Source organism: Microbacterium zouquanmingi (assembly GCF_052266675.1).
Classification (GTDB): Bacteria; Actinomycetota; Actinomycetes; order Actinomycetales; family Microbacteriaceae; genus Microbacterium.
Genome location: NZ_JBQPRA010000002.1, coordinates 232,834 through 257,047, shown reverse-complemented (window position 1 = coordinate 257,047; position 24,214 = coordinate 232,834). Strand labels below are relative to the sequence as shown.

The window sequence follows — 24,214 nt, the reverse complement described above, 5'->3', positions numbered from 1 at the left end:
GCGACGCGTTCAGATCCTGCTGACCCTGCCCGAAGGAAGAATCCCCTCGGCGACGGAGCGTCCTCTGGTGTTGGACCACTGACTCCACGAACCCGGATACACCCGCGCGCGGATACCGGCATGCGCGAGGGCGAGGGCCATGTGCATGGCCGCAACTCCTGACCCGCAGTACACGGCGACGTCGGACTGCGCGTGCACTCCCACCGCGGCGAAGATGCGCTGCATCGCGACAGGGGATCGGAAGCGTCCCGCTCCGTCGAGCGTCGCCAGCGCAGGCAGATTCACGGCCCCCGGAATGTGCCCGCCGACCGGTGCGCCGACCGTGCGTGCTCCGCTGTACTGCTCAGGCGTGCGCACGTCCAGCAGCACTCCGCGACGTGCGAAGTCTTCCACGTCATCGATGGTGAGCGCGGCCTGGTTGTCGGGGACGAGCGTTACTCTGCCGAATGCAGGCAGCACGTCGCCCTGTTCGATGGGAAGCCCTTCCGCCGCCCACGCCCGGATGCCACCATCGAGCACCCTGGCATCGACGCCGTTGCCGCTGAGGAGCCACCACAGCCGCGCCGCCGGCACACTGCTGTTGTCGTCGTACGCGACGACGATGTCGCCGTCATCGATCCCCCAACTGCGGGCCGCGTGCTGCAGGTCCTCGAGCGCGGGAAGCGGATGCTGACCGTCCTGTGGCTGCCCGCGGCGGGAGAGCTCGTGTTCGAGATCCACATAGACCGCACCCGGCAGGTGAGCACGAAGGTACTCGGGTCGCCCCTCCGGACGGTCGAGTCGCCAGCGCACATCCAGCAACCGCACCGGAGCGCCAGCGCCATGTTCAGCGTCGATCCGCAGCTGCTGCAGCTGCACCGCGCTGACCAGATGGCTCATGCACCCCAGCATCCGGGCCGTTGCGGCGTCCCGTCACGCACATACGACACGCGCGTTAACGGAGCGACATGCAAGGTAACGCGCGACCCGCTCGCCTCGGTCGCGCGAGATCAGGGCAGGCGGTTCGCCTTGGCGAGGTTCTCGGTCAGCTCAGCGGCGTTCTGACGCACCACATACGCAGGACGGTCGCGCTCCACACGCCAAGACTGGCTGAGCGGACCGATGTTCACCGTGTCGAATCCGATCTCGTCGTAGAACGAGGTGACGAATGCCGCAGCGTCATCGAAGTCGCTCGCCGTCGCGAGAGCGCGACGGTTCTCGGTGCCCGCAGGCAGACCATCGGTGGTGATGTCGCCAGATGTGATGTGGTTGAAGGCCTTGGCGACCTTGGATGCGGGCAGGTGCTTCTGCAGCATCTGCGAGGTCGTCGTCTCGCCCTCATCGAGAGCTGAGATGTGTCCATCGCGCTCGAAATAGTAGTTGTTCGTGTCGAGCACGATCTTGCCGGCGAGCGGCTCGACCGGAACCTGGTTGAGCGCGTGCAACGGCACGGTCACCACGACCACGTCGCCCGCTGCGCCCGCTTCAGCGGCGGTCGCCGCACGCGCATTCGGTCCGAGCTCTGCGATGAGGCCGCTCAGGGTCTCTGGACCCCGCGAGTTCGAGATCACGACCTGGTGCCCGTGTGCGAGAGCCGCGCGCGCGACCTGGCTGCCGATGTGTCCTGCGCCGATGATTCCGAAAGTTGTCATGGTGGGGACAACGTGCACTGCGCCCGGATATTCCGTCAGTCGAGCTTGCGCATCGCGTCTTCTGCGGCGACCCAGCCGAGCATGGCGCACTTCACCCGCGCCACATACTTGGACACGCTGCCGAGCACGGCCGCGTCTCCGAGTAGCTCTTCATCGGGCTCGATCTTGCCGCGGGAACGCATCGCCTCGCGGAACACGTCGATCCTCTTCTGCGCCTCGGGAACGGTCATGCCCTCGACGAGGTCGGCGAACAGGGATGCCGAGGCCTGAGAGATCGCGCAGCCGTGCCCCTCCCACGCGATGGCCTCGATCGTCTGGTCGTCGGCGAGGTGCACCTGCAGGGTGATCTCGTCGCCGCACGTGGGGTTCAACTGGTGGGATTGCGCCTTGACCTCGTCGCGCAGCCCGAAGCCGTGTGGGGTGCGCGAATGGTCGAGGATCAGCTCCTGGTAGAGGTTCTGCAGGTCGCTGGAGGTCATGAGCGCACTCCGAAGAAGTCGATGGTGGCAGCGACGCCGTCGAGGAAGGCGTCGATCTCGTCGTCGGTCGAGTACAGGTACGTGCTGGCGCGGGTGGATGCTGTCACGCCGAGCCTGCGGTGCAGCGGCTGCGCACAGTGATGCCCGACCCGCACGGCAATTCCCCGGTCGTCGAGGAACTGTCCGACGTCGTGCGAATGGATGCCGGGGATGTCGAAGCTCGCCAGCCCCACTCGCGGCAGCTCGATGCCCGCTCCGAGCACGCGGACGCCATCGATTGCAGTGAGTCCATCGACGAGCCTTGCCCCCAGTTGCGCCTCATGGGCGGCGATGCGCGGCATCCCGACGCCATCAAGATAGCGAATGGCGGCGGCGAGCGCGACCGCCTGCGAGACCCGCTGGGTGCCCGCTTCGAACCGCTGAGGCGGGGGCAGATACTCGGCCGCGGTGGTGGTGACCGTTGTGATCATGGAGCCGCCGGTGAGGAACGGCGGCATTACCTCGAGCAGCTCGCGGCGCCCGTAGAGCGCGCCAATACCGGTGGGGCCGAGCATCTTGTGACCGGAGAGAACGGCGAAATCGACCTCGAGCTGCTTCACGTCGATCGGCAGGTGCGGGGCCGACTGGCACACGTCGAGCAGCACCAGCGCGCCGACCTCGTGCGCTCGGGCGATCACCTGTTCAACCGGGTTGATGACCCCGAGCACATTGGACACGTGAGTGATCGCGACGATCTTCGTGCGCTCGGTGATCAGATTCGAGGTCTGGTCGAGCCGGAGTGCGCCGTCATCGTCGAGCGGGATGACGCGCAGGGTCGCCCCGGTGCGCGCGGCGAGCTCTTGCCACGGGATGAGGTTGGCGTGGTGCTCCATCTCGGTCGTCACGATCTCGTCGCCCTCGCCGAGGCGGAATCGTTCAGCCACCGCTCCCCCGCGCCCAGCCGACGCATTGGAGAACGCGTACGCGACGAGGTTGATCGCCTCGGTCGCGTTCGACGTCCAGACGACCTCGTCGTCATCGGCTCCGACGAAGCGGGCGAGCGTGCTGCGAGCGTCTTCGAACACCTCGGTCGCCTCCGCGGCGAGAGTGTGCGCGCCCCGGTGCACAGCGGAGTTCAGCGTCGTGAGGAACTCGCGCTCTGCGTCCAGCACCGCGAGCGGTCGCTGGGCTGTGGCACCGGAGTCGAGATAGACCAGCGGATGCCCGTTCACCTCGGTCTGCAGGATCGGGAAGTCCGCGCGGATGCCGCGAATCTCAGCATCCGTCAGTGCATCGGTCACGGGCAGAGACGAAGTCATTGTTCAAGCTTCTCACCTGCGCCGAGGGGCAGGGCGACGGGCGGGACTCAGGCGGGTGAATCGTCCGGGTTCAGCGCCTTCAGCGCGTCCTCTTCGACCTCGTTGTCAGCATGCAACTGCTCCTCAGTCGTCTTGTCACCGCCGAGAGGTGCGTCGTCGGTGCGTGCGACATCTGCGGCGCTCTCTTCGGGGCGGCTTTCGTCAGCAGGGTCGTGTCGATGCTCATCCATATCCGCACCGTACGCCCCAACCCGGCCGAACGCCATCAGGCGACCGCTTCGGCCGGGCGAACGCTGATCATTTTTGTTCGCCACGCGGGCTCAGAATCGACGAAACTCATCTCGCATCTGAAGCCGTCGCGCTCGCGATCGCACGTCGCAGGCGCGAGAATAGGGCTGCGCCGCCGTTGGCGAGGTCTTCCTGCGTCAAGCGGATCACAATCCAGCCATGGTCCTCCAGATCTCGCTGGCGTCGGATGTCGGTGCGCCACTGTTTCGGGTCGCGACGATGACCGTCGCCTTCGTACTCGATAGCGATCTTGAGCTTGGGGTACGCGAGATCGACGCGAGCGATAAAGCGTCCGCCGTCACACACTTTGTGCTGGACGACTGGTTCCCCGAATCCCGCATCCGTGATCAGCAGGCGCGTCTCGGTCTCCTTCGGCGACTCGACCTTCGGACGCGCGAGCGATAGCGCCCCGCGCACCGTCCCGCACCCCGGGAACCTGCCCCAGACCGACAAACGCTCCTCGATCTCATCGATCGTCGCGAGAGGTCTCCCCGGCCCCAGACCCGGGTAGCCGTCGGCGTCGGTGATGAGGGCATCGATGATCGTGACTGCCTCGTTGACGGTGAGTCCCGGCGCGCAGGTAAAGAGTGCGCTCACGGCATCGACGACCGGCACACCCGATATCCGCCACCTGTTCACCTTGCGGTCGGCAAGACGTCGCCCCCTGGCCCCCGCGATCCTCGGCGGGTTCACGTGCAGGGGCACAGCCACGTCGAGAGGCTCGTCCGGCATCCAGAACCACGGGAGGGGAAGACCCCACAGTCTTGCGGCGGTGCGTCCGGCGAAGTCATCGGCGGGCCGCATGCGCGGCCGATAGCAGTCAACCGTTTGACGAAACGTCTCGGGCGCGCTTTTCGAACGTGTGCCGTGGAACGGACGGTGCAGGTCGTCGGCATCCCGACGCGACCGCCCAACACCGGCAGAATTCGCAGAGCGGATGCTGAAGTGGTCGCCCAGCCGCGAGGGGAGCTTCTTCCGGATGCGCATGCACACAGCTTGAGCGGTCCGTGAAGCATCGCAGACTCCCATCCGCACGAATGTGGACAACCCGCGGCATCCGCTCGCTGTGCAGTACGTGTCCCCCGCCCCTCTGACGCATGCGGGATACTTCGTGTCGGTTCTGAGGCCGGACAACCGGCAAAAGGTATCTCTCGCCGCGGCGGCGCGGCGGTGCGACGCGGGGTCATTCCGCAGTGCCACCAGGTCGGTACCGCAGGAGGACGCGGGACCATGCCCGCCATCCGTAGCGTCAAAGCATGATCACTGCAGAAGGCCTCACGAAGAGGTTCGGAGACAAGACCGCCGTCCAAGATGTGTCGTTCACGATCCGCCCTGGCACGGTCACGGGCTTCCTCGGCCCGAACGGCGCCGGAAAATCGACCACAATGCGCATGATCGTGGGCCTTGACCGTCCAACGTCCGGGCGCACCACGGTCAACGGCCAGGAGTACCGCAAACTGCGCGCCCCACTGAGCGAAGTGGGCGTGCTCCTCGACGCGAAGGCCGTGCACACCGGCCGCACTGCCCGCAACCATCTGCGCGCGATGGCAGCGACGCACGGCATCCCCGCCTCCCGCGTCGATGAGGTCATCGACCTCGCCGGCATCGGTCCTGTTGCCCGCAAGCGTGCTGGCAAGTTCTCGCTCGGCATGGGGCAGCGCCTCGGCATCGCGTCGGCGCTCCTGGGCGACCCGCACACGCTCATCCTCGATGAGCCGGTCAACGGACTCGACCCCGAGGGTGTGCGCTGGGTGCGCCAGTTCGTGCGCCACGCAGCATCCGAGGGCCGCACGGTGCTGCTCTCCAGCCATCTCATGAGCGAGATGGCGCAGACCGCCGATCACGTGATCGTCATGGGGCGCGGTCGGGTGCTGGCGGATGCTCCGCTCCCTGAGCTCGTGCGCTCATGGACGACGAACTCCGTGCTCGTGCGCACACCACGCTCCACTGAGCTCGCCTCCGCACTGGAAGGACCCGAAGTGGAGATCGTGACCACAGGGCCCGAGACACTCGAGGTCAATGGCATCCCGGCATTCCGCATCGGTGATGTCGCCGCGGCCGAGCGCATTGCGCTGCACGAACTCACCCCTACAACCGGCTCGCTCGAAGACGCCTATCTCGCCCTGACCGGCGAGTCCGTCGAGTACCGCAGCTCCGTCGAGAACCCCGAGGAGATCTCATGACCACCACGACCGCCCCGCGGCGAGCCACCCACGTCGCATCGCCTTCTCGATTGACCTTCCCGCGCCTGCTGCGCAGCGAGTGGATCAAGCTCTCAACCCTCCGCTCGACCTGGTGGGCGATCGGCATCTCCGCTGCGCTCACGATCGGAATCGCCCTGATCGCGGCAGCATCGCTCAAAGACGTCGTGGGCTTCGAGCCGATCCAGGCCGTGGTCTCGCCGATGCAGTTCACGATGCTGCTCGCGGGAATCCTCGGCGTGATCTCGGTCACCGGTGAGTACTCCACGGGAATGATCCGGTCGACCTTCACCGCGCAGCCCGTCCGCGGTGCGGTGCTGGCGGCGAAGGCTGTCGTCATCGCGATCGTGCTCTTCGTCTCATCGCTGATCATCTTCTGCACCGCAGCTCTCGCCGTCACCCCGTTCTTCGCGGACGGCGACATCTCGTTCGCATGGGACGATGCCTCGAAGTCGACCCTGCCGATCCTGGCCGCGTCGATCTCGATGGCCGTGTTCGCGGTGATCGGTCTCGCCTTCGGCTTCCTCCTGCGCTCCGGTGCGGGGGCGATCGCCGCGACCGTCGGTCTGCTGTTCGTGCTGCCGCTGATCGCGGGCCTGTTCGCAGGTGCTGGCCCTGGATGGGAATGGATCGCAACCGTCGTGAACCACCTGCCGATGTCGGCTGCGCAGAGTGCGATCCTCCCGCAGGACGACTGGGGCCTGCCGGTCGCCGAGGCTTACACGACCCTCGCGGCATGGGTTGCCGCAGGCATGCTCGGTGCCTGGGCGATTCTGCGCACACGTGACGCGTAGAGTCGACCACGTGAACACCGGCCGCAGCTCCTCTGTCCTCATGGACACGGAGCTGCGGCTGCCGCGCACCCCCGGGGTGATCCGCAGGTTCTGGGCGCGGCATCCGCTGCTCGCCGACGTTCTGATCGCACTGATCTGCTTCTTGATGAACACCGGTCCGCTCACTTTCATCGGCTTCTACTCGGCGTCGGACCACATGGACGAACCGGTTCCACCCGTGCCCGTGCCAATCATCATCGGCGCCATGATCCTGATCGCCTGCGGCCTCATGCTTCGTCGACGACGCTGGCCGGTGATCGTCTTCATCGCAGCGTACGCAGTATCGATCGCGTACCTTTTCTCATTGTCGCCCGCTGGCGGTGTCCTACTGCTCGTCGCGAGCTACTCGCTCGCCGTCTACCGCTCGACGCGCGCCGCCTGGACCGGCCTGGCATACGGGATGGGCGGCTATGCGCTGATCGCGCTGGTGATGTGGCTGACCGGGGTACTGACCCTTCAGAGCACTCTGAACGGTGTGGCGGGCGAGCTCACCATGGCTCTGATCGGAACCCTCATCGGCGTCAACATCGGCGGCCGAAAGCGCTACGTCGAAGCGATCATCGCCCGCTCCCGTCAGTTGCTCATCGAGCGCGATCAGCAGGGCCGGATCGCCGCCGCGACAGAGCGGGCGCGCATCGCCCGCGAGATGCACGACATCGTCTCGCATTCGCTCACTGTGGTCGTCGCCCTGTCCGAAGGCGCCGCCGCCACGGACGACCACGAGCGCGCACGGGATGCATCGGCGGCCGCTGCTGCGACCGCGCGCGGCGCGCTGACCGAGATGCGCGCCATGCTCGGGGTGCTGCGCGATGGAGATGCGGATGCTCCGCTCGCTCCCTCCGCTCCCGTGAGCCCGCAGGACACGGTCGCGGCCGCGCAGCGCGCAGGGTATCCGGCGACGCTGACGGTGAAGGGGGCGGGCGCGGGATCACCTGCGGCCTCGCCTGCCGTCGAGTTCGCGATCGGACGCATCGTGCAGGAAGGCATGACGAACGCGATGAGACACGCGCGCGGCGCCCGCACCATCTCGGTGCGCATCGCGTACGAACCAGAGCTCGTCACGATCGACATCGAGAACGACGGGGTCTCCGGCACCGCCGGCACGTCCGGATTCGGCATCCGCGGTCTTCAGGAACGCGCCGCCCATGTCGGCGGCACGCTGACCTCCGCGCCGGTGAGCGAGAACCGCTGGCTCCTGCACGCCGAACTGCACGCAGACGCATCAGAGACCGAGGAACACCATGAGTGACAGCATCCGCGTGCTGCTCGTCGACGATCAGGAGCTGATCAGGGTCGGCTTCCGACTCGTCCTCGAGGCCGAGTCCGATATCGACGTCGTCGGCGAGGCCGCCGACGGGGATGCCGCTATCGCGGCCGCTCGCACGCTGCGCCCCGACGTGGTGCTGATGGACGTGCGGATGCCGGGAACCGACGGCATCACCGCAACACAGACCATCGCGAAAGAGCTCCCGGAGAGCCGCGTGCTCGTCCTCACCACCTTCGATCTCGACGAATACGCATTCGGCGCGATCGCCGCCGGTGCGGGCGGGTTCCTCCTGAAAGATGCGCAACGGAACGAGCTGATCTCGGCCGTGCGCGCTGTGCACCGCGGCGACGCCGTGCTCTCGCCCCGGGTGACGCGGCGATTCCTCGAGCACCTCAGCCCGCAGCTGCGCACAGCGCCCGCCGTGGATGATCCCACCGGGTCACTGACCGAGCGCGAGCGGGACGTGTTCATCGCGATCGGCGAGGGCCTGACGAACGCCGAGATCGCGCAGAAGCTGTTCCTGAGCGAATCAACCGTGAAGACGCACGTCGGGCGGGTGCTGATGAAGCTCGAAGTGCGCGACCGCATCCAGGCAGTGATCCTCGCCCACCGCCTCGGCCTCGCCGGCTGAGCGGCATCGTCTGGTCGAAGTCGCGCTCAGGGAGTCGTGCGCTCGTTCTTGACCACCGCACCTGCAGTCACGAACACCAGCGCACCCACAATGCTGCCGGTCACCCAGATCCACGGGTCGAGTGTGAGCGGAAAGACCGGGTTCCAGACCACCGCGATGACGACGAGCGCGATCGTCCACCACCATTGCGCTGCCTGCAGCGCGAACCACGCGACGATCAGCGCGAGGATCGTGACGACGAAGAGGACGATGGTCCTCCCCAGCCCCTCTGCGAACAGCGGCAGCGGAGAGATGATCAGCGCGATCGCCGCGAGGATGCCGGGGACCAGAGCATTGCGCTGCAGCTGTGGGGAAGGAGAAGCCATAGCTCCATCTTCGCGCATTCGCGTTCAGTGCGTGGGCGGGAAGTGCGGGATGTGCGTCGGGCGGGTGGAACGCGAAGGCATGTCGGCTACCTGCGCGGCATCAAGTTCGTCGAGCATCTCGTCGATGCTGCGGTAGCGGGAACGCGTGGGGCACGGACTGCGCAACCAGAGTACGTCGAAGTGCCCGCTCTCGTTGCGGTCGATATAGGCGACCAGGCGGGACGCATCTGCTTCAGTAAGCGCAGCATCGCAGATCCGCCACGAGTTGTGGGTGAGCGGGATCACTTCCCAGACGGACGCCGGTCGCGGGGGCTCTGGGGCTGTCATGGTCATAATGGCTTTCCCCCGGTGACGGGAAGGATCGCACCGGACGTGTACGACGACTCCGCGGACGCGAGGTACACGTAAGCGCCGGCGAGCTCGGCAGGCTGTCCCGCGCGCCCGAGAGGTGTGTCACTGCCGAAGGTGCGGATCTTCTCTTCATCCCATCCCGTGCCGGGAATCAGCGGCGTCCAGATCGGGCCGGGTGCCACCGCGTTGACACGGATGCCGCGTGGGCCCGCCTCTTCGGCGAGCGCTCGCACGAATGCCACCTGAGCCGCCTTGGTCATTGCGTAGTCGATGAGTCCCGAAGACGGGTTGAACGACTGGATGGATGCCGTGACGATGATGCTCGCTCCGGCTTCCAGCCCTTCGAACGCGGCCCGAGCGGAGAAGAGCAGACCTTCGAGGTTGGTCTGGAAGACGCGGCGCATCTCGTCGGTGCGCAGATTCGCGAAACCGTCGATGTCGTGCTGATAGCCGGCGTTGAGAACGAGGACGTCCAGCCCGCCGAGTCCCTCCCGCGTTTTGCGCACGACTTCAGTGGCGAAGTCCTCGTTACGCAGATCGCCCGCGAGGCTGAGCCCGGTGCGTCCTGCCTCTCTCACGAGGTCGAGGGTGGCGTCAGCATCCGCCTGCTCTTCGGGCATGTGAACGATGGACACGTCCGCCCCCTCGCGGGCGAACGCGACCGACACTGCCCGCCCAATGCCGGAATCACCACCGGTAATGAGCGCCTTACGGCCTTCGAGACGACCATGACCGACGTAGCTCGTCTCGCCGTGGTCGGGCTCGGGGCGCATCTGATCCGTCAGACCGGGCTGGTTCTGCGTCTGCGCGGGGAATCCCGCATCTGAATGCGCATGGCGGGGATCTTCCGCGTTCATGTGTGACCTCCTCGCAATGGGTGTAGTCACACTCTCCTTCTATCCAGCCTCCCCGACCAGGGGGTTGACACGATGATCGACCGGTGCGAATGAGCACACGTTCGACAGGTCAGCTGACGGGTGGCACCGTCGACATCTCTGCGGTGCCGGCTTCACCGTTGTCTGCCGGCTCAGGAACGAGGTAGAGGCCGGATGGGGAGTTCGCGGTGTATGCGAGGGCGTCGACCCATGCACGGTTCACTGATGGCTGACGCCCACCGTAGTACTTGTACACGATCGAACTGCCGGGATGCACCCACACCGTGGTGCGACCACCGCCCACGCTGGCGTCCTCGCGCCAACTGAAAGCGAACGGTTCACCCCGCCGCAGCTTTGCGCTGATCACGAGCTGCAGATGAGTCAGCGCGCGATCTTCGATTTCTACCTTGACACCACCCTCGTAGATGAACTTGCCCATAGTTGCCTTACTTTCATGACGTCGCTTCGGGATCGAAGCGTGAAGTACTTTCGCGCCCGCTTCCCCGTGGCTAGCGTAATGCCATGGGAACGATCTTCTATGGTGGCGGCTCAGATCCGATCTCGGTCGAAGACCGCGCCCTCGCACACCTCAAAGTCGTCATCGCGACCAAGCTGCGCCGCAACGAGAGCTTCACCCTCTCGTGGAGGCACCCCGAGGGAGAGAAGCCTGGCCGGTCGACTGTCTGGCTGCATCCGTCGATCCCGCTGCGCTTCGTATTCGATACCCCTGAACCGCCTGCGCTGAGTGCGGAGTGGATCACTGCGATGGCCAACTCCGCCAATACGAGCGGGGGCATCACCCTGATCCCCGAGGATGTGCGGCCCTCGGGGAGCTACAGCTAGCCGCGCACCGTCTCGAGGTCAAGCCCCTCTCCTCCGCCCTCCGGTCGGCCTAACGTTGCCACCCAGTGAGAGAAGGAAGGGACCGGACAATGACCGACCAGACTGCCCCCGGGTACAAACCGACGACAACCCATGCCGAGTGGGGAGCGGGCGATCCGAGGTTGCTCGTCTCGCGTGAGGACGACCGGTTCGTGCACCACATCACGATCGACGCGGTGCGCATCGGCTCGGCGGACGGGAACGAGCTCCAGCTCACCGACACCGACCCCGTCCACGCGACGATTGCTCACGACGATCGAGATGAGTACGTGCTCACTCTGCATGGCGAGGGCGAGATGAACGCGAGTCCGCTCGCTGCCGAGGCAGACGGCGGTGACCGTTCAGAGATTCTGCGCACGGGAGCGCGCTTCACCGCGGGCCCGTGGACCCTCGTCTTCAGCCGGGATGAGTTCGCCGATCATGGCCGCCCATACGGCGGGCGAGAGGGCGGCGAACTGGACGACCAGCCGCCGCAGCCGGCGCGACCGGACTACACCGATCGCGTCGATGAGGAGCCGGCTTCCAACCTCGAAGTCAAGGACGGCTGAGTCACCGCTATGCACGTCGACGGAGAAGGAGAAGGAGAATGACGCTCGCGAGGGACATCATGACTTCCGCACCACGGTGCATCGGAGAGAACGACTCGCTCAGTATCGCGGCAGCCGTCATGTCCGAACTGGATGTCGGGGCATTGCCGATCTGCGGCGAAGACCGGAAGCTGAAGGGCATGCTCACCGACCGCGACATCGTCGTCGGTGCGGTCGCCGAGGGCCTCGATACCGAGAGCACGCCGGCGCGAGCGCTCGCTCAGGGGCGACCGGTGACCGTCGAGGCGTCGGATGACATCCAGGTCGCACTGCAGAAGATGCAGGAGCATCAGATCCGCCGGTTGCCGGTGATGGATGATCACCTGCTCGTGGGAATCATCAGCCAGGCCGATGTCGCGCGTTCCCTGGCCCCCGAGACAACCGGCGTCACCGTCGAGAGCATCTCTCGGTAGGAGACGGGATGAGCACGCCTCCGTCTGCCGACGTCAATCGGATCAGCGAACTGGCACGCGTTCACGGTCTGCGCATCGCTGTGGTCGAGTCGCTCACAGCCGGCGGCCTCGCCCTTTTCGATGCCGACGTCTGCGTCGTCACGACCGGTGTCGGCGGGCCCGACCCCGAAGGAGGGCACGAGCCGGGAACGGTGTATCTGGGCTGGGCGACAGGCGACGGCGTCGGACACCTTCGCCTCCAGCTCGAGGGTGATCCCGACACCGTGCTGACGGCCACAATCGCCGCGGCCTGTCGCCTGGTGCGTGCGCGCACCGAAGAGTTCCGCCGGCCTGAACACTCGGAGTGAAAATGCGCAGTCGACTGCACGGAATTCTGCTGGCATTGGCGATGACCGCAGCTCTCACAGGATGCGGCATCACTGTGCCGACAGATCCCGACGGCACGCTGCAGACAGTCTCCGGCGGTGAGCTCCGCGTCGGAGTTGCTCCGGACGAGGGACTGGTGGATGTCTCCACAGCGGCACCGACCGGCCCACTCGTCGATCTCATCGACGAGTTCGCCGCCTCCCTGGATGCCGACGTGCGATGGACCATTGGCAGCGAGGAAGAGCTCGTGGTGAAGGCGGAGGAAGGAGACCTGGACCTCGTGGTCGGCGGATTCACCGACCAGACGCCGTGGGTCAATCGAGTAGGTGTCACGCGCGGGTACACCGGCATCGAGGGCTCGGGAGGTCGTTCCACTGTGATGTTCGTCCCGCTCGGCGAGAACGCCTTCTTGTCCAGCTTGGAAGAGTTCCTCGATGCGGAGGTCGGCCGATGAGCACGCATCACCAGTTCGGACGCACGGATCTTCCACCTGAGCAGCAGCGCGCGCTGAAGAAGGCCGTGCGGTGGGAATACGCCACGATCGGCTACACCATCTGCACGATCATCCTGGTCGCGTTCGTCGTCGGAAACTCTCAGGCGATGCGAACAGCGTGGATCGAGGACATGCTCTCCCTCATTCCGCAGATCTCGTTTCTCATCGCGCTGATCTTCGTCCGACGTGGACCGACCGTGGACCATCCCTACGGGATGCATCGGGCAATGGGCGTCGGTCACCTCGTCGCCGGTGTCGCCCTTCTCGCCGTCGGTCTGAACCTCGCCTACGAAGCGATCTCGGGACTTGCCGCAGCGGAGCATCCGACGATCGGGACGGTCAACCTCTTCGGACACACGATCTGGCTCGGCTGGCTGATGGTCGGCGTCATGACGATCATCGTGATCGGACCATTCGTGTACGGCCGTGCGAAGTCGAAGCTCGCACCACTGCTGCACAACAAGATCCTCTACGCCGATGCCGACATGGCCAAAGCGGACTGGCAGACCAATGCCGCCTCGATCGTCGGTGTTCTCGGCGTCGGAATCGGCGCGTGGTGGCTCGACGGTGCCGCCGCGCTCTTCATCTCACTGAGCATCATCTGGGACGGTTTTCGCAACACCAAGGGCGCTGTCGTCGATCTCATGGACCATCGTGCGCGCACCTACGATGACAGGCATCCGCATCCACTCGCGCGTGAGATCGTCGAGCATCTTCGCGCACAGCTGTGGATCAAGGATGCGGCGGTACGCATGCGCGATCAGGGCCAGGTGTTCCACGTCGAGGCGTTCATCCTCCCTCGAAAGACGCGGGTGGCGGTCGCTCAGATCGACGCGCTCTCCGAGTCCATCTCGGCGATGGACTGGAAGGTGCAGGATGTCGTGGTGATTCCCTGTACCCGCCTGCCTGATGAAGCCGACAGCGGGCTGAACTACGAGAACGCCGGCTAGGTCTGCCGCGCCAGTACTGTCATCACTCTTCTTCCGGCTCCGCGGTCTCGCATCACCGACCAGGCGACGTGCTCTCTCGTCGGCGCAACCACTGTGCGAGCGCATAAAGGCCGAGCCCGACGACGATGAGCACGCCCCCGAAGAGCCATACGAGCCCCCGCTGCTGAGTCAGCAGCAGGATGCAGGACGCGATGCCGAGCACAGGGACGAAAGTCCAGACCCGGAAATGATCATGTTCGACGCGGTCACGTCGAAGTACGAGCACCGAGACGTTGGCGCTGAGGAAGACGAACAGCAGTAGGAGAACGACGGTCTCGGCCAACGTCGCAAGATCACCGATGAGCGTCAGCAGCATGGCCACGAGCGTCGTCGCGATGATCGCCACCCATGGTGTCTTGCGGCGCGGCAGCACACGCGCGAGTCCGCTCGGCAGGAGGCCCTGTTCGGCCATCCCGTAGGCGAGCCGGCTCGCCATGATCATCGTGAGAAGCGCGCCGTTGGCGACCGCGATCAGCGCGATCAGGCTGAACAGCCACGACGGCACGCCGATGCCGGTCGCCTCGACGACGGCGAGAAGCGGTCCGCTGGATTCCTGGAGCTCCTCAGCGGGCAGGGCAACCGCGCTGGCGAGTCCGACCAGCACGTACACGACGCCCGCTGTCGCAAGAGCGCCGAACAGCGCTCTGGGATATGTCTTCGATGGCTCCTTGACCTCTTCGATCACGTTCGCGGAGGTCTCGAAGCCCACGAACGAGTAGTAGGCGATGATCGCGCCTCCCAGCACCGCCATCCCCACCGTGGTGCCTTCCGGTGCTTCCAGCAATCGTGATGCGTCACCTCCGCCACCTGCGAAGAAGAAGCCGACGACGGCGATGACGATCACGAGTCCGCTCAGCTCGATCGCCGTCATCACCAGGTTCGCTCCCATGGATTCGCGGATGCCGCGGGCGTTGAGCGCGGCGACGATGACGAGGAAGACCATCGCGGCCGGGATCGGCGGCACGGGAAGGAACGTCTGCAGATAATCCCCTGCGAACGCGATCGCGAGGCCCGCAGCGCTCACCACTCCCGCGGCGAGCATGCTGAAGCCGATCAGGAACGACACGATCGGGCTGCGGAAAGCGCGCTCCGCGAAGACGGCGGCACCGCCGGCTCGCGGGTACTTCGTGACGAGCTCCGCGTACGATCCCGCCGTGAGCAGCGCGAGCAGAAGGGCGAGCAACAACGGAGCCCACAGCATCCCGCCGACTTCCTCAGAGAGGACGCCCATCAGTGCGTAGATCCCGGCGCCGAGGACATCGCCGAGGATGAACGCGAAGAGCATCGGGCCTGTGATGGCACGACGCAGCCGCGAGGGCGCTTCTGTCTCTTTCGTCATTGCTCCAACCTAGAGATCGCGCGAGCAACGCTCACGACCCTTGACAGTGGGAGCCTGTTCATGTGTGCGCGTCGTCTGACTCGGCCTGCGCCTCGCGACGGATACGGTGAGCCTCGGCCACGTCGGCGCTGTCTTTGCGGACGGTCTTCGCGATCCGGGTCGCGTCGCGCAACGGCAGCTGCACCTGCCTCTCGGCAGGCACTCCGTCGCGGAGCTCGCGGACGCGCTCCAGCTCCCGGTCAAACTCGACCCCGACAAGAAGGGACATGTTCGCGATCCACATCCACAGCGCGAAGATGATGACCCCCGCCAGCGGCCCGTAGACCCGGTCATAGCCCGAGAGGTTGACGATGTAGAAGCCGAACGCGATGGAGGCGATCGCCAGTACGAGGATGGCGACGGCGGCCCCGAGGCTCATCCAGCGAAATCGCGACGGTCGAATGTTCGGTGCGAAGTAATACAGCAGCGCCACGACGAACACGACGAGGAGCACGAGCAGCGGCCACCGCACGATGCGCCAGACGAAGAGCACGACGTCGCCGAGACCGAAAACCTCGCCCACCGCCTGCGCAACAGGGTCCGAGCCGGCGAGGAACAACGCGGCGATCACGGCACAGACGATGATGACCACGGCGATAGCCAGCTGGCTGAGCTTGAGCGCCCAGATGCGACGTCCCTCCTCCACGCGATGTATCCGGTTCATTCCGCGCGCGAAGACCCCGACGTAGCGCGCCACCGCCCAGATCGACAGCAGCACCCCGCTCGCCAGCAGAAGGCCAGACATCCGTAGGTCGGCGAGCTCTTTCAAGAAGTCCGCCACCCCGTCGGCCGCTTCCTCGGGTGCGACGGCGCGCACGATGTCGAGAGAGATCTGCGCGGTCTCCTCATCCCGTCCGAGCACGCTGAGGATGGAGAATCCGACCATCGACGCAGGTAGCAGGGCGAGGATCGCGTAGAACGCGAGGCTCGCGCCGATGTCTGCGCACCCGTCCGCAGCAAACGCTCGAAAGATCCGTCTGATCGCAAAAGTCCATGGCCGGGTCATAGACCCACACTCGTCGCTCCCCGGCGCGATGCCATGCCCCTTGACACGGCCTCGCCCCCAGGCCTCCGGCTCTCAGTTCTGCGTGTCGCCTCAGCTCTGCGTTTCGAGCACCTCGTCGACAAGCAAGATGCCGCCTGTCGAGTTCGCCGAGTGCATCAGCTCTTCGACCCAGCGAGCGTTGAGCGGCGCAGCATCCGGCTCATCGAAGACGAAGCGCAGCGGAATGGACGGATGCACCCAGATCGTCGAGCGACCGACCGGATCGCCGTCTGCATGCTTCCACGACAGAGTGAACGATTCCTGGCGTCGCAGCTTCGTGGCGATGACGACCTTGAGGTGCGCCAACGCGCGATCGTCGATGTGAATCGGGTCTTCAGACCCACCGTACTGAATCGAACCCATACGCTGACCGTAGCGCATGGCAATCACCATTTACTCCCGTGCTTTCAGCAGAAGGAGAATCCGCCGCAGGTGCATGCACATGAGCACCCCCGGCCCCATCGCCTGGTGCGAGTCGACAGCAGCCTGATTCACGGACTCGAGGAGCACTCGAACCGCTCGTGCTGCGCTTTCGCGCGCCTCGTGCGCGGCCGTGCTGTCGTCCTCGTCGAGTGCGATGCAGTCGGCGACGCGCAGGCATGCCGCACTCAACGGTTCCGCGAGCGTCGGGTTGAGGCCCAGCCCGCCCGGCCGATCCCAGATGGCATCGGCGAGCACCTCGGAGATGTCACGGATACGCACGGCGATCAGCTCGAGGGCCTCCAGCCGAGCGTGCGCTTCGGACGTGTCATGCCGACCCCGCATCGCCCTCGGATTGCCCTTGCGGCTGGTGTCGGCCTCGTCGAGCGCCTGCCGTACCTGGCGTGACGTATCTGCCAGCGCCGCAGCATCCCGGACCCACCCGTCGCGTTCCGGTGGCCACGAATCGGACACCGCTTCGCCGATCTCGTGCAGGTGCGCGGCGAGCTGTTCGCGAAAGCCGCTGATCCTGGCTGAAGCTACCGCGGTGAGAGTGCCGGGGGCAATGAGCAGGTTCACGGCAAGCCCGACCACAACCCCGACCGCCATCTGGCTGACGTACCCCAGCGAGTAGTCATCTGAGTTCTGGCCGCCGATGACCAGCACGAACAGTGCCGCGATCGGGACGTACTCACGCCCCGCTCCGAACCACCCGGTCCCTGACAGCAGCACTCCGAAGCCTGCGACGAGGGGAATGGTCCACCAGTTCGGCCCGACGGTCACGACCACGATGAGCGCGAGTGCGATGCCCGTCACCAGACCCAACAGCGTCTGCAGACCCGACTTCATTGACTCCATCAGAGTCGGATACATGCTCAGCAACGCGCCGAGCGGTGCGTAGTACGGATATTCATCCGTCACGCCGGGCATGTGCAGCGCGACGGCCCACGCGATGCCGACAGCGAGCGCCGCTTTCGCCGCGAGCAGCAGGCGCGCAGGCCCTAACGCCGCCTTCAGCGACTCAAACCGTTCGCCACTCATGCCCTGTGATGGCCGCACCGGCCTGTGGTCCCATCTGGAGCATGCCGCCGTCGATCACGAGTGAGGTGCCCGAGATATAGGCGGCCTCCGGCGAGGCGAGAAAAGCGATGAGCGCTCCGACCTCGCGGGCATCTCCCGGACGCCCCAGAGGGATGCCCGGCCGGTCCACCGTCTTCGGGTCGATGTCGACGCCGCCGGCCTTCGCTATCGAGATATCTCCCGGCGCCACACTGACGGCGCTGATCCCGTATTGACCGAGCTCCAGCGCCAGGTTCTTCATGAGTCCGCTGAGACCGTGCTTCGCGGCATCGTACGCGCTGAAGCGCACCATGGGCTGATGCGCGTGCACACTCGTCACCGCTATCAGACGTCCACCGCGTCCGGCGGCGACCATGGCGCGTGCGGCGCGCTGCAGGCAGACGAAGGCTCCGGTCAGGTCGGTGTCGAAGACGTGGTTCCACTCTTCGAGTGTCATCTCCAGGAATGGCGTCTGCGTGCCGATACCCGAATTGTTCACGAAGACGTCGATGCCGCCGAGCTCATCGATCATGCCGTCGATGACGTCGCCACAGGCCGGCATGTCGGTCACATCGAGTTGCGCGACGACCGCCCTGGCGCCGTGGCTGCGCACCTCTTCGGCGGTCTTCTCCGCCCCGTCCCGGTCGGTGTGCCAGGTGACGCCGACATCCAGGCCTGCGGCTGCGAGCGCGACCGCGGCCGCGCGGCCGATACCCGAGTCCGAGCCGGTGACGATCGCCCGGCGCACTTCTCGATCAGGGTTCATCGTCACCCACCAGACGGGTTGTCGAGCGGCATCCCGTTTTCGTCGGTGGTCTCGGGGAGCCCATCTGATCTCGGCAGACGCTCGCCGACCACGGCGACGTCGTCCTCAGGGGCGCCTCCGTCGGTGATGCCTCCGCTCGGAACCGCATCCTCGATCGTGTGACTTGATCCATTGCGCAAAGCGAAGTCCCGACCAGCCTCGACGGCTTCCTCTCGACTGCTGAAACTGAGAGAGAGCTCATTCGCTCCCTCCACCTCATTGACCCACTGACCCTGCTTATCCCTGGTGACAACATCCAGATGCGACAAGTCCCCTACCTCCCGGCTTCGACATGATGCTCGATCTCGAGTTCCCACGCTACGAAGGGCAAGTTGCCCCGGCGAGGGCCTTGACACCGCGACGATGTCTGCTTCGGTGGCTTTCGCTCTTGTCAACCCTGTTGGCGACGACACCTCGCTCTGCGAATGTCACTGTACGAATTATCTTCGACAAGCAGCTGACCCTGCGGATGGGCCAGTGCAACGTCAAGCGCTGGGTGGACGAGATCCTGCCGCTGGTGGAGGATCCGGCCGATCCGCTCGGCGTGCTCGACCTCGCGACACATCATGCACCGCTCGCGGACACACCGGAGCTCTACGCGACGTTCCAGCGCAAGGAGGACGGCTGCATCAAGGTCGTGCTGAATCCCTGAGTCACAGTTCGATCGGCGGTGCCGGCTCCGTCCCGGATTCTTCCGGATGCAGCACGAGATTCACGATCGCGGCGACGAGCCCGCCCCACACAGTGACCATCGCGATGATCATGAAGATGATGGCCGCGGTTGTCATGCGCCCGTTCCCTTCGTCGTCCGGATCGTTCCGGTCTCAGCATCCGGTTCGTAGCTCTCCTCGACGAGGAACTCGTCGTACTCCGCATCGTCCTTGGCATGCGAGCGTCCGCTCCAAGGGATGAGCGAGAGCAGCACGGCGAGGACCACGAGGGCGATGACCATGCCCCAGCCGAAGATCCCCAGGAACCACTCCGGATAGCCTCCGTACGGGTCCTGGCTCTTCGCGATCAGCTCACTGATGAACAGGTAGCCGAGCACGATGGGTGCGAGCAGTCCCACGAGCAGCTTCCAGATCAGCCCGACACGGAAGCTGGAGCGGCGGTTGAGGTGCTCCTGCAGAACCGGCAGCTTGTGGAGCACCCATGCCACGACGATGACCGCGACGAGGGCTACTGCCATGATGCCGAAGGCGTTGACGAAGGCATCCGTCGTGTCGAGAACGGCGAGCGCCGTCGTTGTAGAGAAGAACGCCATCGAGATCACCGCGAGCGGAATCGTCACCGTGAGTGTGGCGCGCACGCGACCCCAGCCGAGCTTGTCCTGGATGGCCGCGACGATGACCTCGAGGATGGAGATCATCGAAGTAAGCCCGGCGAACGTCAATGCACCGAAGAACAGCACGCCGATGATGGGTCCGCCGGCCGCCTGCGAGACGATCGTCGGGAACGCGACGAAGGCGAGGCCGATGCCAGCGGACGCGACATCGGACACCTCGGCCGACTGCGCCTGGGCCATGAACCCGAGGGCGGCGAACACGCCGATGCCGGCGAGGATCTCGAAGCCCGAGTTCGCAAAGCCGACGACGAGGCCGGAGCCGGTGAGGTCGGTCTTGCGCTTCAGGTAGGACGAGTAGGTGACCATGATGCCGAACGCCACCGACAGCGAGAAGAAGATGTGTCCGTATGCGCTCGCCCACACTGCCGGGTCACCGAGTGCTTCCCAGTTCGGGGTGAAGAAGGCGTTCAGGCCGTCCATCGCTCCGGGGAGGAACAGCGCCTGGACCACGAGCACGATGAACATGACCGTCAGCAGTGGCAGGAGCACGGTGTTGGCGGCACCGATGCCGCGCTTGACGCCGAGACCCATGATCACGATGGTGACCAACCATACGATCAGCAGCGGAATGCCGACCTGCGGAACGAACTCCATCGAGATGCCGGTGGAGACGTCGCCCATGTTCAGGAACTCGCCGAAGAAGAAGTCGTTCTCGTTGCCCTCGCCCCAAGAAAGCTGGACCGAGAACCACGTGTACATCGCCGCCCAGGCGATGATCACGGCGTAGTAGACCGAGATCACGACGCAGATGAGCACCTGCCACCAGCCGAGGGGTTCGGCGGCGCGGTGGAGGCGACGGAAAGCGAGGGGCGCGGAGCCGCGGAAGCGGTGGCCGATCGCGTAGTCGAAGAACAGCAGCGGGATGCCGGCGGTCAGCAGCGCGCACAGATAGGGGATGAGGAACGCTCCACCGCCGCCCTCGTAGGCGACGTACGGGAAACGCCAGATGTTTCCCAGGCCGACGGCTGAGCCGATCGCTGAGAGGATGAAGACATTGCGCGAGCCGAAGGCTTCGCGCTTCGCGGTCTGTGGTCGAGCGGATGTCATGCGCCGACCTTACCGCGAAGCACGAAGTGCGCAATATACTGGGCTTTTAATCCGAGGGACGGCCAGATGCGTCGATACGCAGCGGTATTGAGCGCAGTTGCGCTGCTCGGCGCACTCGCCTTGAGCGGCTGCAGTTCTGCGTCGGAAGCAGATGCCACCGGCGGCAGAGTGATCTCGACCGCGGTCCTCACCCCGCCGCCCCCTCCCAATGATCTGAGTGACGAGCAGGTGGCGCAGATCACCACCGTGCAGTGTCCGGATGCGATCACCGAAGACACCCTTCGCGCACTCGTGCAGCCGCAGGCGGATGCCGTCGAGTTCTTCGCGACTACCCTGCAGTGCGGTGACATCGCAGCGGTGGTGGCTGTCGGTGAGGGCGCGCCCGCTTTCGTGTCGCCGATGCAGTACATCGATGCGCCGTGCCCTGCGGGGACGCTGTTCACCGTCTGGGCGCACTACGACGATGACCTGATCTTCGGCAGCCCGACGATTCCGCAGGCGCTCGACGCTGGTCAGTGCGTGCGCAACCTGTATCTGACGGGGTCGGATGCCGGCAAGGGTCTGGATTACGCGTACGGACGCGAAGACGGACTCCGCGATTCCTACGACGTTCTGCTCGGGGCACCGCTGGAGTGGGAGGAGCGCACGGTCACGCTCGTCAACGGACTCACACTGGCGATGAGCCGTCCGATCGGCGATCCCCGCGTCACCCTGTTCTTCCTCAGGCTCCCCGACGGTGGTCTTGGTGCCAGCGGCTTTGAAGCCACCGGATGGGAGAGCCTGCCGAAGCTACTCGCAGGCACTCTCAGCGAACTGCACATGATCGACGCCGGCACCCCGGTGTCGATCGACGGCATCAGTTCCACCGTCGTGGAGCTGTACAACGCGTACCAGCCGGTGACGGTGATGGCGCATCTGCCCGGCAGCGCCGAGGGCACGAGCGGCGACCACCCCGATCATCAGGTCACCGGGGATATCGTCATGGGAACAGCGGATTCCGGACAGATCGACCCCGCGAGGGTGATCTACGCACAGGGCTACCCCAGCGCGGACCGGCCCCAGAACCTCGACGGTGATGTCCTGCAGCGCAAGCTCGACGCATTCGCCGCCTATGCGATACATGACCCGGTGATCCGCTGCTCAACGGCTGACACCTGCGCCAATGTGAGGCTCTTCGGGGCGTGGCTGTTGCGCCAGTACACGATCCCGCACGCGGAGCTCGTGCGCCCGTAGCCGCGCTTCCCGGTCCCGCCGCCCGTCTATTCAGCCGCGCGGGATGCTTCTCGCGTCTGAGCGGCGCGCAGGAGCGGCGAAATCCATCCCGCGCGGCGATACTAGGGAGTGTCACCGTCGGCTTGACGCCGAGAACGGAGCGTACGGATGACGAATCTCGAGAAGAAGCCCGAAGAGGAGATCCTCGCCTCCGGCGAACCGTGCGTCGGTGTGGAGGTCCTCGGGCCGCGCGAAGTGCCGCTCGGTGGGCCGCGGGCGATGACCGTGTACCGGACGCTTCCGTCGAAGGGGCGCTCGTTCGTCGGTGCGTGGTGCTTCCTCGATCATTACGGTCCGGACGATGTCGCGGACACGGGCGGGATGGAGGTACCGCGGCATCCGCATACTGGACTGGCGACGGTCTCGTGGCTGTTCACCGGAAGCATCGACCATCTCGATTCCGGCGGCAACGCCGCCGAAGTGCGCCCCGGCGAGCTGAATCTGATGATCTCGGGGCGCGGGATCACGCACTCGGAGATCAGCACGCCGGAGACGCGCGCGCTCCGCGGCGTGCAGCTCTGGTACGCGATGCCGGAATCGACGAGGTTCGGCGACAACGAGTTCATCCACTACGTACCGGATGCCGTCACGCGAGCGGGTCTCTCGGCGCGCGTCTTCATCGGCGAGCTGCTGGGGGCCGCGGCTCCCGTCGATACGCGGACGCCCGATCTTCTCGGCGCGGAGCTCGTGCTCACCCCTGGCACGGAGGTCGCTCTCACCGTGCGCACGGATTTCGAACACGGCGTATTGGCCGAGTCAGGTGCAGTGTCGGTGAACGGAACGGTGCTCGTGCATCGCGCGCTCGCCTACGTGCCGACCGGATCGGATACGCTCCAGCTCACCGCCGGCCCCGAAGGCGCGCGCGTGATTCTTCTGGGCGGTGTGCCCCTCGGCGAGCGCATCGTGATGTGGTGGAACTTCATCGGACGCTCGCACGAGGAGATCGTGGAGTTCCGGCGCCGGTACCAGTCCGAGCTGGGGTTCGAACCAGAGGATCCGATGGATGCCGGAAAACCGAGGCTGTTCGGAGAGTTCCCCACCGGTCAGCGCGATCCGCTGCCCGCGCCCGCGCTGCCTACGGTGCGGCTGAAGCCGCGGGAGTAGTCGGAGCTATGCTCGCGGCCGTTCGAGGGCGGCGCAGCCACGTCGCACGGCCGTAGTCGCGCTGCAGCCATGGCCAGAACAGCCACCACACAAGGAGTGCCGCAGCAGAACCGGCGAGGAGTCCGGTGACCGCGTCAGAGAGCCAATGCGCGTTGATTAGTGTGCGCTGCCAGGCCATGCCGATCATGACCAACGCACTGATGACGATCCAGCCGATGCGCACGCGACGAAGACGCGGCGGGATCAGCGCCAACACGATGATGACGAGCACCCCGGCGGCGGTCGCATGACCGGAGGGGAACGAACCGTGGTCGACGGCGAACAGCGGCCCGAACAGTCCGGCTGCCTCGTCGGCAGCGGGGCGCGGTCGGTTGACGAGATTCTTCGTCACCTGCGAGTACACGCCCATTCCCATGAGGCATGCGACGAATACGAACAGCGCGGACCGCCAGCGCCCAAAGATCACGAGGCCGAGCGGCAGGAGAATCCCCATCGCCACAGCGCCGGGGGCCTCGCCGAGCAACTGGAAGAACATCGCCAGCGGCTGCTGGTAGATCGCCGCATCAGGCGACACTCCGACCGCCGCCCGCCATGCGTCATCGATGGGCTGCATGAGCGGATTCTGCGGGTCTTGCGCCACGATGATACCCATCGCGATGAACACCGCAGTCAGCCCGACCGCCCACCACAGCAGTGCGATCGGGCGTTTCTCCACAAGTCCATGCGCCGCCTTCGGCTGTGTTTCGGCGATGGATGGGACAACATTGTCGACCATGGGATTCTCCTTTTC

At 65.7% G+C, this 24,214-nt stretch carries 31 protein-coding genes and 1 pseudogene; 13 read left to right on the top strand and 19 right to left on the bottom strand.

Annotated elements, in window-relative coordinates:
• Nucleotides 1-9: 9 nt before the first annotated feature.
• From ACTU6V_RS05320 to ACTU6V_RS05295, 6 genes are all read right to left on the bottom strand, one after another.
• Entirely contained in the window at nucleotides 10-879 is an 870-nt protein-coding gene (locus ACTU6V_RS05320) for a sulfurtransferase (RefSeq protein ID WP_443467573.1), read from the bottom strand.
• Nucleotides 880-989: 110 nt separating this feature from the next.
• Nucleotides 990-1,631, bottom strand: coding sequence for an NADPH-dependent F420 reductase (locus ACTU6V_RS05315; RefSeq protein ID WP_443475130.1), 642 nt, complete (start codon nucleotides 1,629-1,631; stop codon nucleotides 990-992).
• Between the two features lie 35 nt (nucleotides 1,632-1,666).
• Nucleotides 1,667-2,110: a Fe-S cluster assembly sulfur transfer protein SufU gene (gene sufU, locus ACTU6V_RS05310; RefSeq protein ID WP_443467575.1), complete on the bottom strand. Its 444-nt coding sequence runs from the start codon at nucleotides 2,108-2,110 to the stop codon at nucleotides 1,667-1,669.
• Nucleotides 2,107-3,408, bottom strand: a complete 1,302-nt coding sequence (locus tag ACTU6V_RS05305) for a cysteine desulfurase (protein ID WP_443467576.1) — start codon at nucleotides 3,406-3,408, stop codon at nucleotides 2,107-2,109. Before ACTU6V_RS05305 ends, sufU begins: the two co-directional genes overlap by 4 nt.
• A 47-nt stretch (nucleotides 3,409-3,455) precedes the next feature.
• A complete protein-coding gene (locus tag ACTU6V_RS05300; RefSeq protein ID WP_443467577.1) occupies nucleotides 3,456-3,638 on the bottom strand; it encodes a hypothetical protein in 183 nt (60 codons plus the stop codon).
• 106 nt (nucleotides 3,639-3,744) lie between these two features.
• Entirely contained in the window at nucleotides 3,745-4,500 is a 756-nt protein-coding gene (locus ACTU6V_RS05295) for an endonuclease domain-containing protein (protein ID WP_443475129.1), read from the bottom strand.
• Between the two features lie 452 nt (nucleotides 4,501-4,952).
• On the opposite strand from ACTU6V_RS05295, the gene ACTU6V_RS05290 reads away from it, so the two are divergent.
• Genes ACTU6V_RS05290 through ACTU6V_RS05275 form a run of 4 tightly spaced genes read left to right on the top strand, consistent with a single transcriptional unit; the run spans nucleotide 4,953 to nucleotide 8,628 of the window.
• Complete coding sequence (locus ACTU6V_RS05290; protein ID WP_443475128.1) at nucleotides 4,953-5,879, top strand: ABC transporter ATP-binding protein; 927 nt, start codon at nucleotides 4,953-4,955, stop codon at nucleotides 5,877-5,879.
• Entirely contained in the window at nucleotides 5,876-6,691 is an 816-nt protein-coding gene (locus ACTU6V_RS05285; protein ID WP_443467580.1) for an ABC transporter permease, read from the top strand. The genes ACTU6V_RS05290 and ACTU6V_RS05285 overlap by 4 nt, the downstream gene beginning before the upstream one ends.
• Before the next feature lie 10 nt (nucleotides 6,692-6,701).
• Nucleotides 6,702-7,979, top strand: coding sequence for a sensor histidine kinase (locus tag ACTU6V_RS05280; RefSeq protein WP_443475127.1), 1,278 nt, complete (start codon nucleotides 6,702-6,704; stop codon nucleotides 7,977-7,979).
• Nucleotides 7,972-8,628, top strand: coding sequence for a response regulator transcription factor (locus ACTU6V_RS05275; RefSeq protein ID WP_443475126.1), 657 nt, complete (start codon nucleotides 7,972-7,974; stop codon nucleotides 8,626-8,628). Before ACTU6V_RS05280 ends, ACTU6V_RS05275 begins: the two co-directional genes overlap by 8 nt.
• Before the next feature lie 26 nt (nucleotides 8,629-8,654).
• Here ACTU6V_RS05275 and ACTU6V_RS05270 read toward each other — a convergent pair whose 3' ends face one another.
• From ACTU6V_RS05270 to ACTU6V_RS05255, 4 genes are all read right to left on the bottom strand, one after another.
• Nucleotides 8,655-8,993, bottom strand: a complete 339-nt coding sequence (locus ACTU6V_RS05270) for a DUF6804 family protein (RefSeq protein WP_443467583.1) — start codon at nucleotides 8,991-8,993, stop codon at nucleotides 8,655-8,657.
• 24 nt (nucleotides 8,994-9,017) lie between these two features.
• Nucleotides 9,018-9,326, bottom strand: a complete 309-nt coding sequence (locus ACTU6V_RS05265; RefSeq protein WP_443467584.1) for a hypothetical protein — start codon at nucleotides 9,324-9,326, stop codon at nucleotides 9,018-9,020.
• Entirely contained in the window at nucleotides 9,323-10,201 is an 879-nt protein-coding gene (locus tag ACTU6V_RS05260) for an SDR family oxidoreductase (protein WP_443467585.1), read from the bottom strand. The genes ACTU6V_RS05265 and ACTU6V_RS05260 overlap by 4 nt, the downstream gene beginning before the upstream one ends.
• 109 nt (nucleotides 10,202-10,310) lie before the next feature.
• The gene (locus ACTU6V_RS05255; protein ID WP_443467586.1) at nucleotides 10,311-10,658 is read right to left on the bottom strand and encodes a DUF7882 family protein; all 348 of its coding nucleotides are present in this window, start codon (nucleotides 10,656-10,658) and stop codon (nucleotides 10,311-10,313) included.
• Between the two features lie 83 nt (nucleotides 10,659-10,741).
• On the opposite strand from ACTU6V_RS05255, the gene ACTU6V_RS05250 reads away from it, so the two are divergent.
• From ACTU6V_RS05250 to ACTU6V_RS05225, 6 genes are all read left to right on the top strand, one after another.
• Nucleotides 10,742-11,062 carry a DUF7882 family protein gene (locus ACTU6V_RS05250; RefSeq protein ID WP_443467587.1) on the top strand — a complete coding sequence of 107 codons (321 nt, stop codon included), beginning with the start codon at nucleotides 10,742-10,744 and terminating at the stop codon, nucleotides 11,060-11,062.
• An 89-nt stretch (nucleotides 11,063-11,151) separates the two neighbouring features.
• Complete coding sequence (locus tag ACTU6V_RS05245; protein WP_443467588.1) at nucleotides 11,152-11,649, top strand: hypothetical protein; 498 nt, start codon at nucleotides 11,152-11,154, stop codon at nucleotides 11,647-11,649.
• Nucleotides 11,650-11,687: 38 nt separating this feature from the next.
• Nucleotides 11,688-12,101 (top strand): CBS domain-containing protein, encoded by a 414-nt coding sequence (locus tag ACTU6V_RS05240; RefSeq protein ID WP_443467589.1) that lies wholly within the window; start codon nucleotides 11,688-11,690, stop codon nucleotides 12,099-12,101.
• An 8-nt stretch (nucleotides 12,102-12,109) separates the two neighbouring features.
• Nucleotides 12,110-12,448: a CinA family protein gene (locus tag ACTU6V_RS05235; protein WP_443467590.1), complete on the top strand. Its 339-nt coding sequence runs from the start codon at nucleotides 12,110-12,112 to the stop codon at nucleotides 12,446-12,448.
• A 2-nt stretch (nucleotides 12,449-12,450) separates the two neighbouring features.
• Nucleotides 12,451-12,921 (top strand): type 2 periplasmic-binding domain-containing protein, encoded by a 471-nt coding sequence (locus tag ACTU6V_RS05230; RefSeq protein WP_443467591.1) that lies wholly within the window; start codon nucleotides 12,451-12,453, stop codon nucleotides 12,919-12,921.
• Nucleotides 12,918-13,910: a cation diffusion facilitator family transporter gene (locus ACTU6V_RS05225; protein WP_443467592.1), complete on the top strand. Its 993-nt coding sequence runs from the start codon at nucleotides 12,918-12,920 to the stop codon at nucleotides 13,908-13,910. The genes ACTU6V_RS05230 and ACTU6V_RS05225 overlap by 4 nt, the downstream gene beginning before the upstream one ends.
• Nucleotides 13,911-13,962: 52 nt before the next feature.
• Here the strand turns inward: ACTU6V_RS05225 and ACTU6V_RS05220 are convergent, their stop codons facing one another.
• The 6 genes from ACTU6V_RS05220 to ACTU6V_RS05195 form a co-directional block, all read right to left on the bottom strand.
• Nucleotides 13,963-15,288: an APC family permease gene (locus tag ACTU6V_RS05220; RefSeq protein ID WP_443467593.1), complete on the bottom strand. Its 1,326-nt coding sequence runs from the start codon at nucleotides 15,286-15,288 to the stop codon at nucleotides 13,963-13,965.
• A 58-nt stretch (nucleotides 15,289-15,346) separates the two neighbouring features.
• Complete coding sequence (locus ACTU6V_RS05215) at nucleotides 15,347-16,333, bottom strand: YihY/virulence factor BrkB family protein (protein ID WP_443467594.1); 987 nt, start codon at nucleotides 16,331-16,333, stop codon at nucleotides 15,347-15,349.
• A gap of 90 nt (nucleotides 16,334-16,423) precedes the next feature.
• The gene (locus ACTU6V_RS05210) at nucleotides 16,424-16,735 is read right to left on the bottom strand and encodes a DUF7882 family protein (RefSeq protein ID WP_443467595.1); all 312 of its coding nucleotides are present in this window, start codon (nucleotides 16,733-16,735) and stop codon (nucleotides 16,424-16,426) included.
• A 30-nt stretch (nucleotides 16,736-16,765) separates the two neighbouring features.
• Nucleotides 16,766-17,833 (bottom strand): FUSC family protein, encoded by a 1,068-nt coding sequence (locus ACTU6V_RS05205; protein ID WP_443475125.1) that lies wholly within the window; start codon nucleotides 17,831-17,833, stop codon nucleotides 16,766-16,768.
• Nucleotides 17,814-18,617, bottom strand: a complete 804-nt coding sequence (locus ACTU6V_RS05200; protein WP_443475124.1) for an SDR family oxidoreductase — start codon at nucleotides 18,615-18,617, stop codon at nucleotides 17,814-17,816. Before ACTU6V_RS05200 ends, ACTU6V_RS05205 begins: the two co-directional genes overlap by 20 nt.
• A 2-nt stretch (nucleotides 18,618-18,619) precedes the next feature.
• Entirely contained in the window at nucleotides 18,620-18,925 is a 306-nt protein-coding gene (locus tag ACTU6V_RS05195; protein WP_443467598.1) for a DUF2188 domain-containing protein, read from the bottom strand.
• Nucleotides 18,926-19,098: 173 nt separating this feature from the next.
• On the opposite strand from ACTU6V_RS05195, the pseudogene ACTU6V_RS05190 reads away from it, so the two are divergent.
• Nucleotides 19,099-19,308 (top strand): annotated as a pseudogene (locus ACTU6V_RS05190) (glutathione-dependent formaldehyde dehydrogenase); the annotation flags it as partial.
• A 1-nt stretch (nucleotide 19,309) separates the two neighbouring features.
• On the opposite strand, the gene ACTU6V_RS05185 reads toward ACTU6V_RS05190, so the two are convergent.
• Together ACTU6V_RS05185 and ACTU6V_RS05180 are read right to left on the bottom strand one after the other, a co-directional pair.
• Nucleotides 19,310-19,444 carry a methionine/alanine import family NSS transporter small subunit gene (locus tag ACTU6V_RS05185; RefSeq protein WP_443467599.1) on the bottom strand — a complete coding sequence of 45 codons (135 nt, stop codon included), beginning with the start codon at nucleotides 19,442-19,444 and terminating at the stop codon, nucleotides 19,310-19,312.
• On the bottom strand, nucleotides 19,441-21,048 hold the full coding sequence (locus ACTU6V_RS05180) for a sodium-dependent transporter (protein WP_443467600.1): 1,608 nt from the start codon (nucleotides 21,046-21,048) through the stop codon (nucleotides 19,441-19,443). The genes ACTU6V_RS05185 and ACTU6V_RS05180 overlap by 4 nt, the downstream gene beginning before the upstream one ends.
• A gap of 66 nt (nucleotides 21,049-21,114) precedes the next feature.
• Between ACTU6V_RS05180 and ACTU6V_RS05175 the strand changes: the two genes are divergently transcribed.
• Nucleotides 21,115-22,281 (top strand): PIG-L deacetylase family protein, encoded by a 1,167-nt coding sequence (locus ACTU6V_RS05175; protein ID WP_443475123.1) that lies wholly within the window; start codon nucleotides 21,115-21,117, stop codon nucleotides 22,279-22,281.
• 147 nt (nucleotides 22,282-22,428) lie between these two features.
• Nucleotides 22,429-23,424 carry a pirin family protein gene (locus ACTU6V_RS05170; protein WP_443475122.1) on the top strand — a complete coding sequence of 332 codons (996 nt, stop codon included), beginning with the start codon at nucleotides 22,429-22,431 and terminating at the stop codon, nucleotides 23,422-23,424.
• Here the strand turns inward: ACTU6V_RS05170 and ACTU6V_RS05165 are convergent.
• On the bottom strand, nucleotides 23,396-24,199 hold the full coding sequence (locus tag ACTU6V_RS05165) for a phosphatase PAP2 family protein (protein ID WP_443467603.1): 804 nt from the start codon (nucleotides 24,197-24,199) through the stop codon (nucleotides 23,396-23,398). The two genes, ACTU6V_RS05170 and ACTU6V_RS05165, sit on opposite strands and share 29 nt — an antisense overlap.
• Between the last annotated feature and the right edge of the window lie 15 nt (nucleotides 24,200-24,214).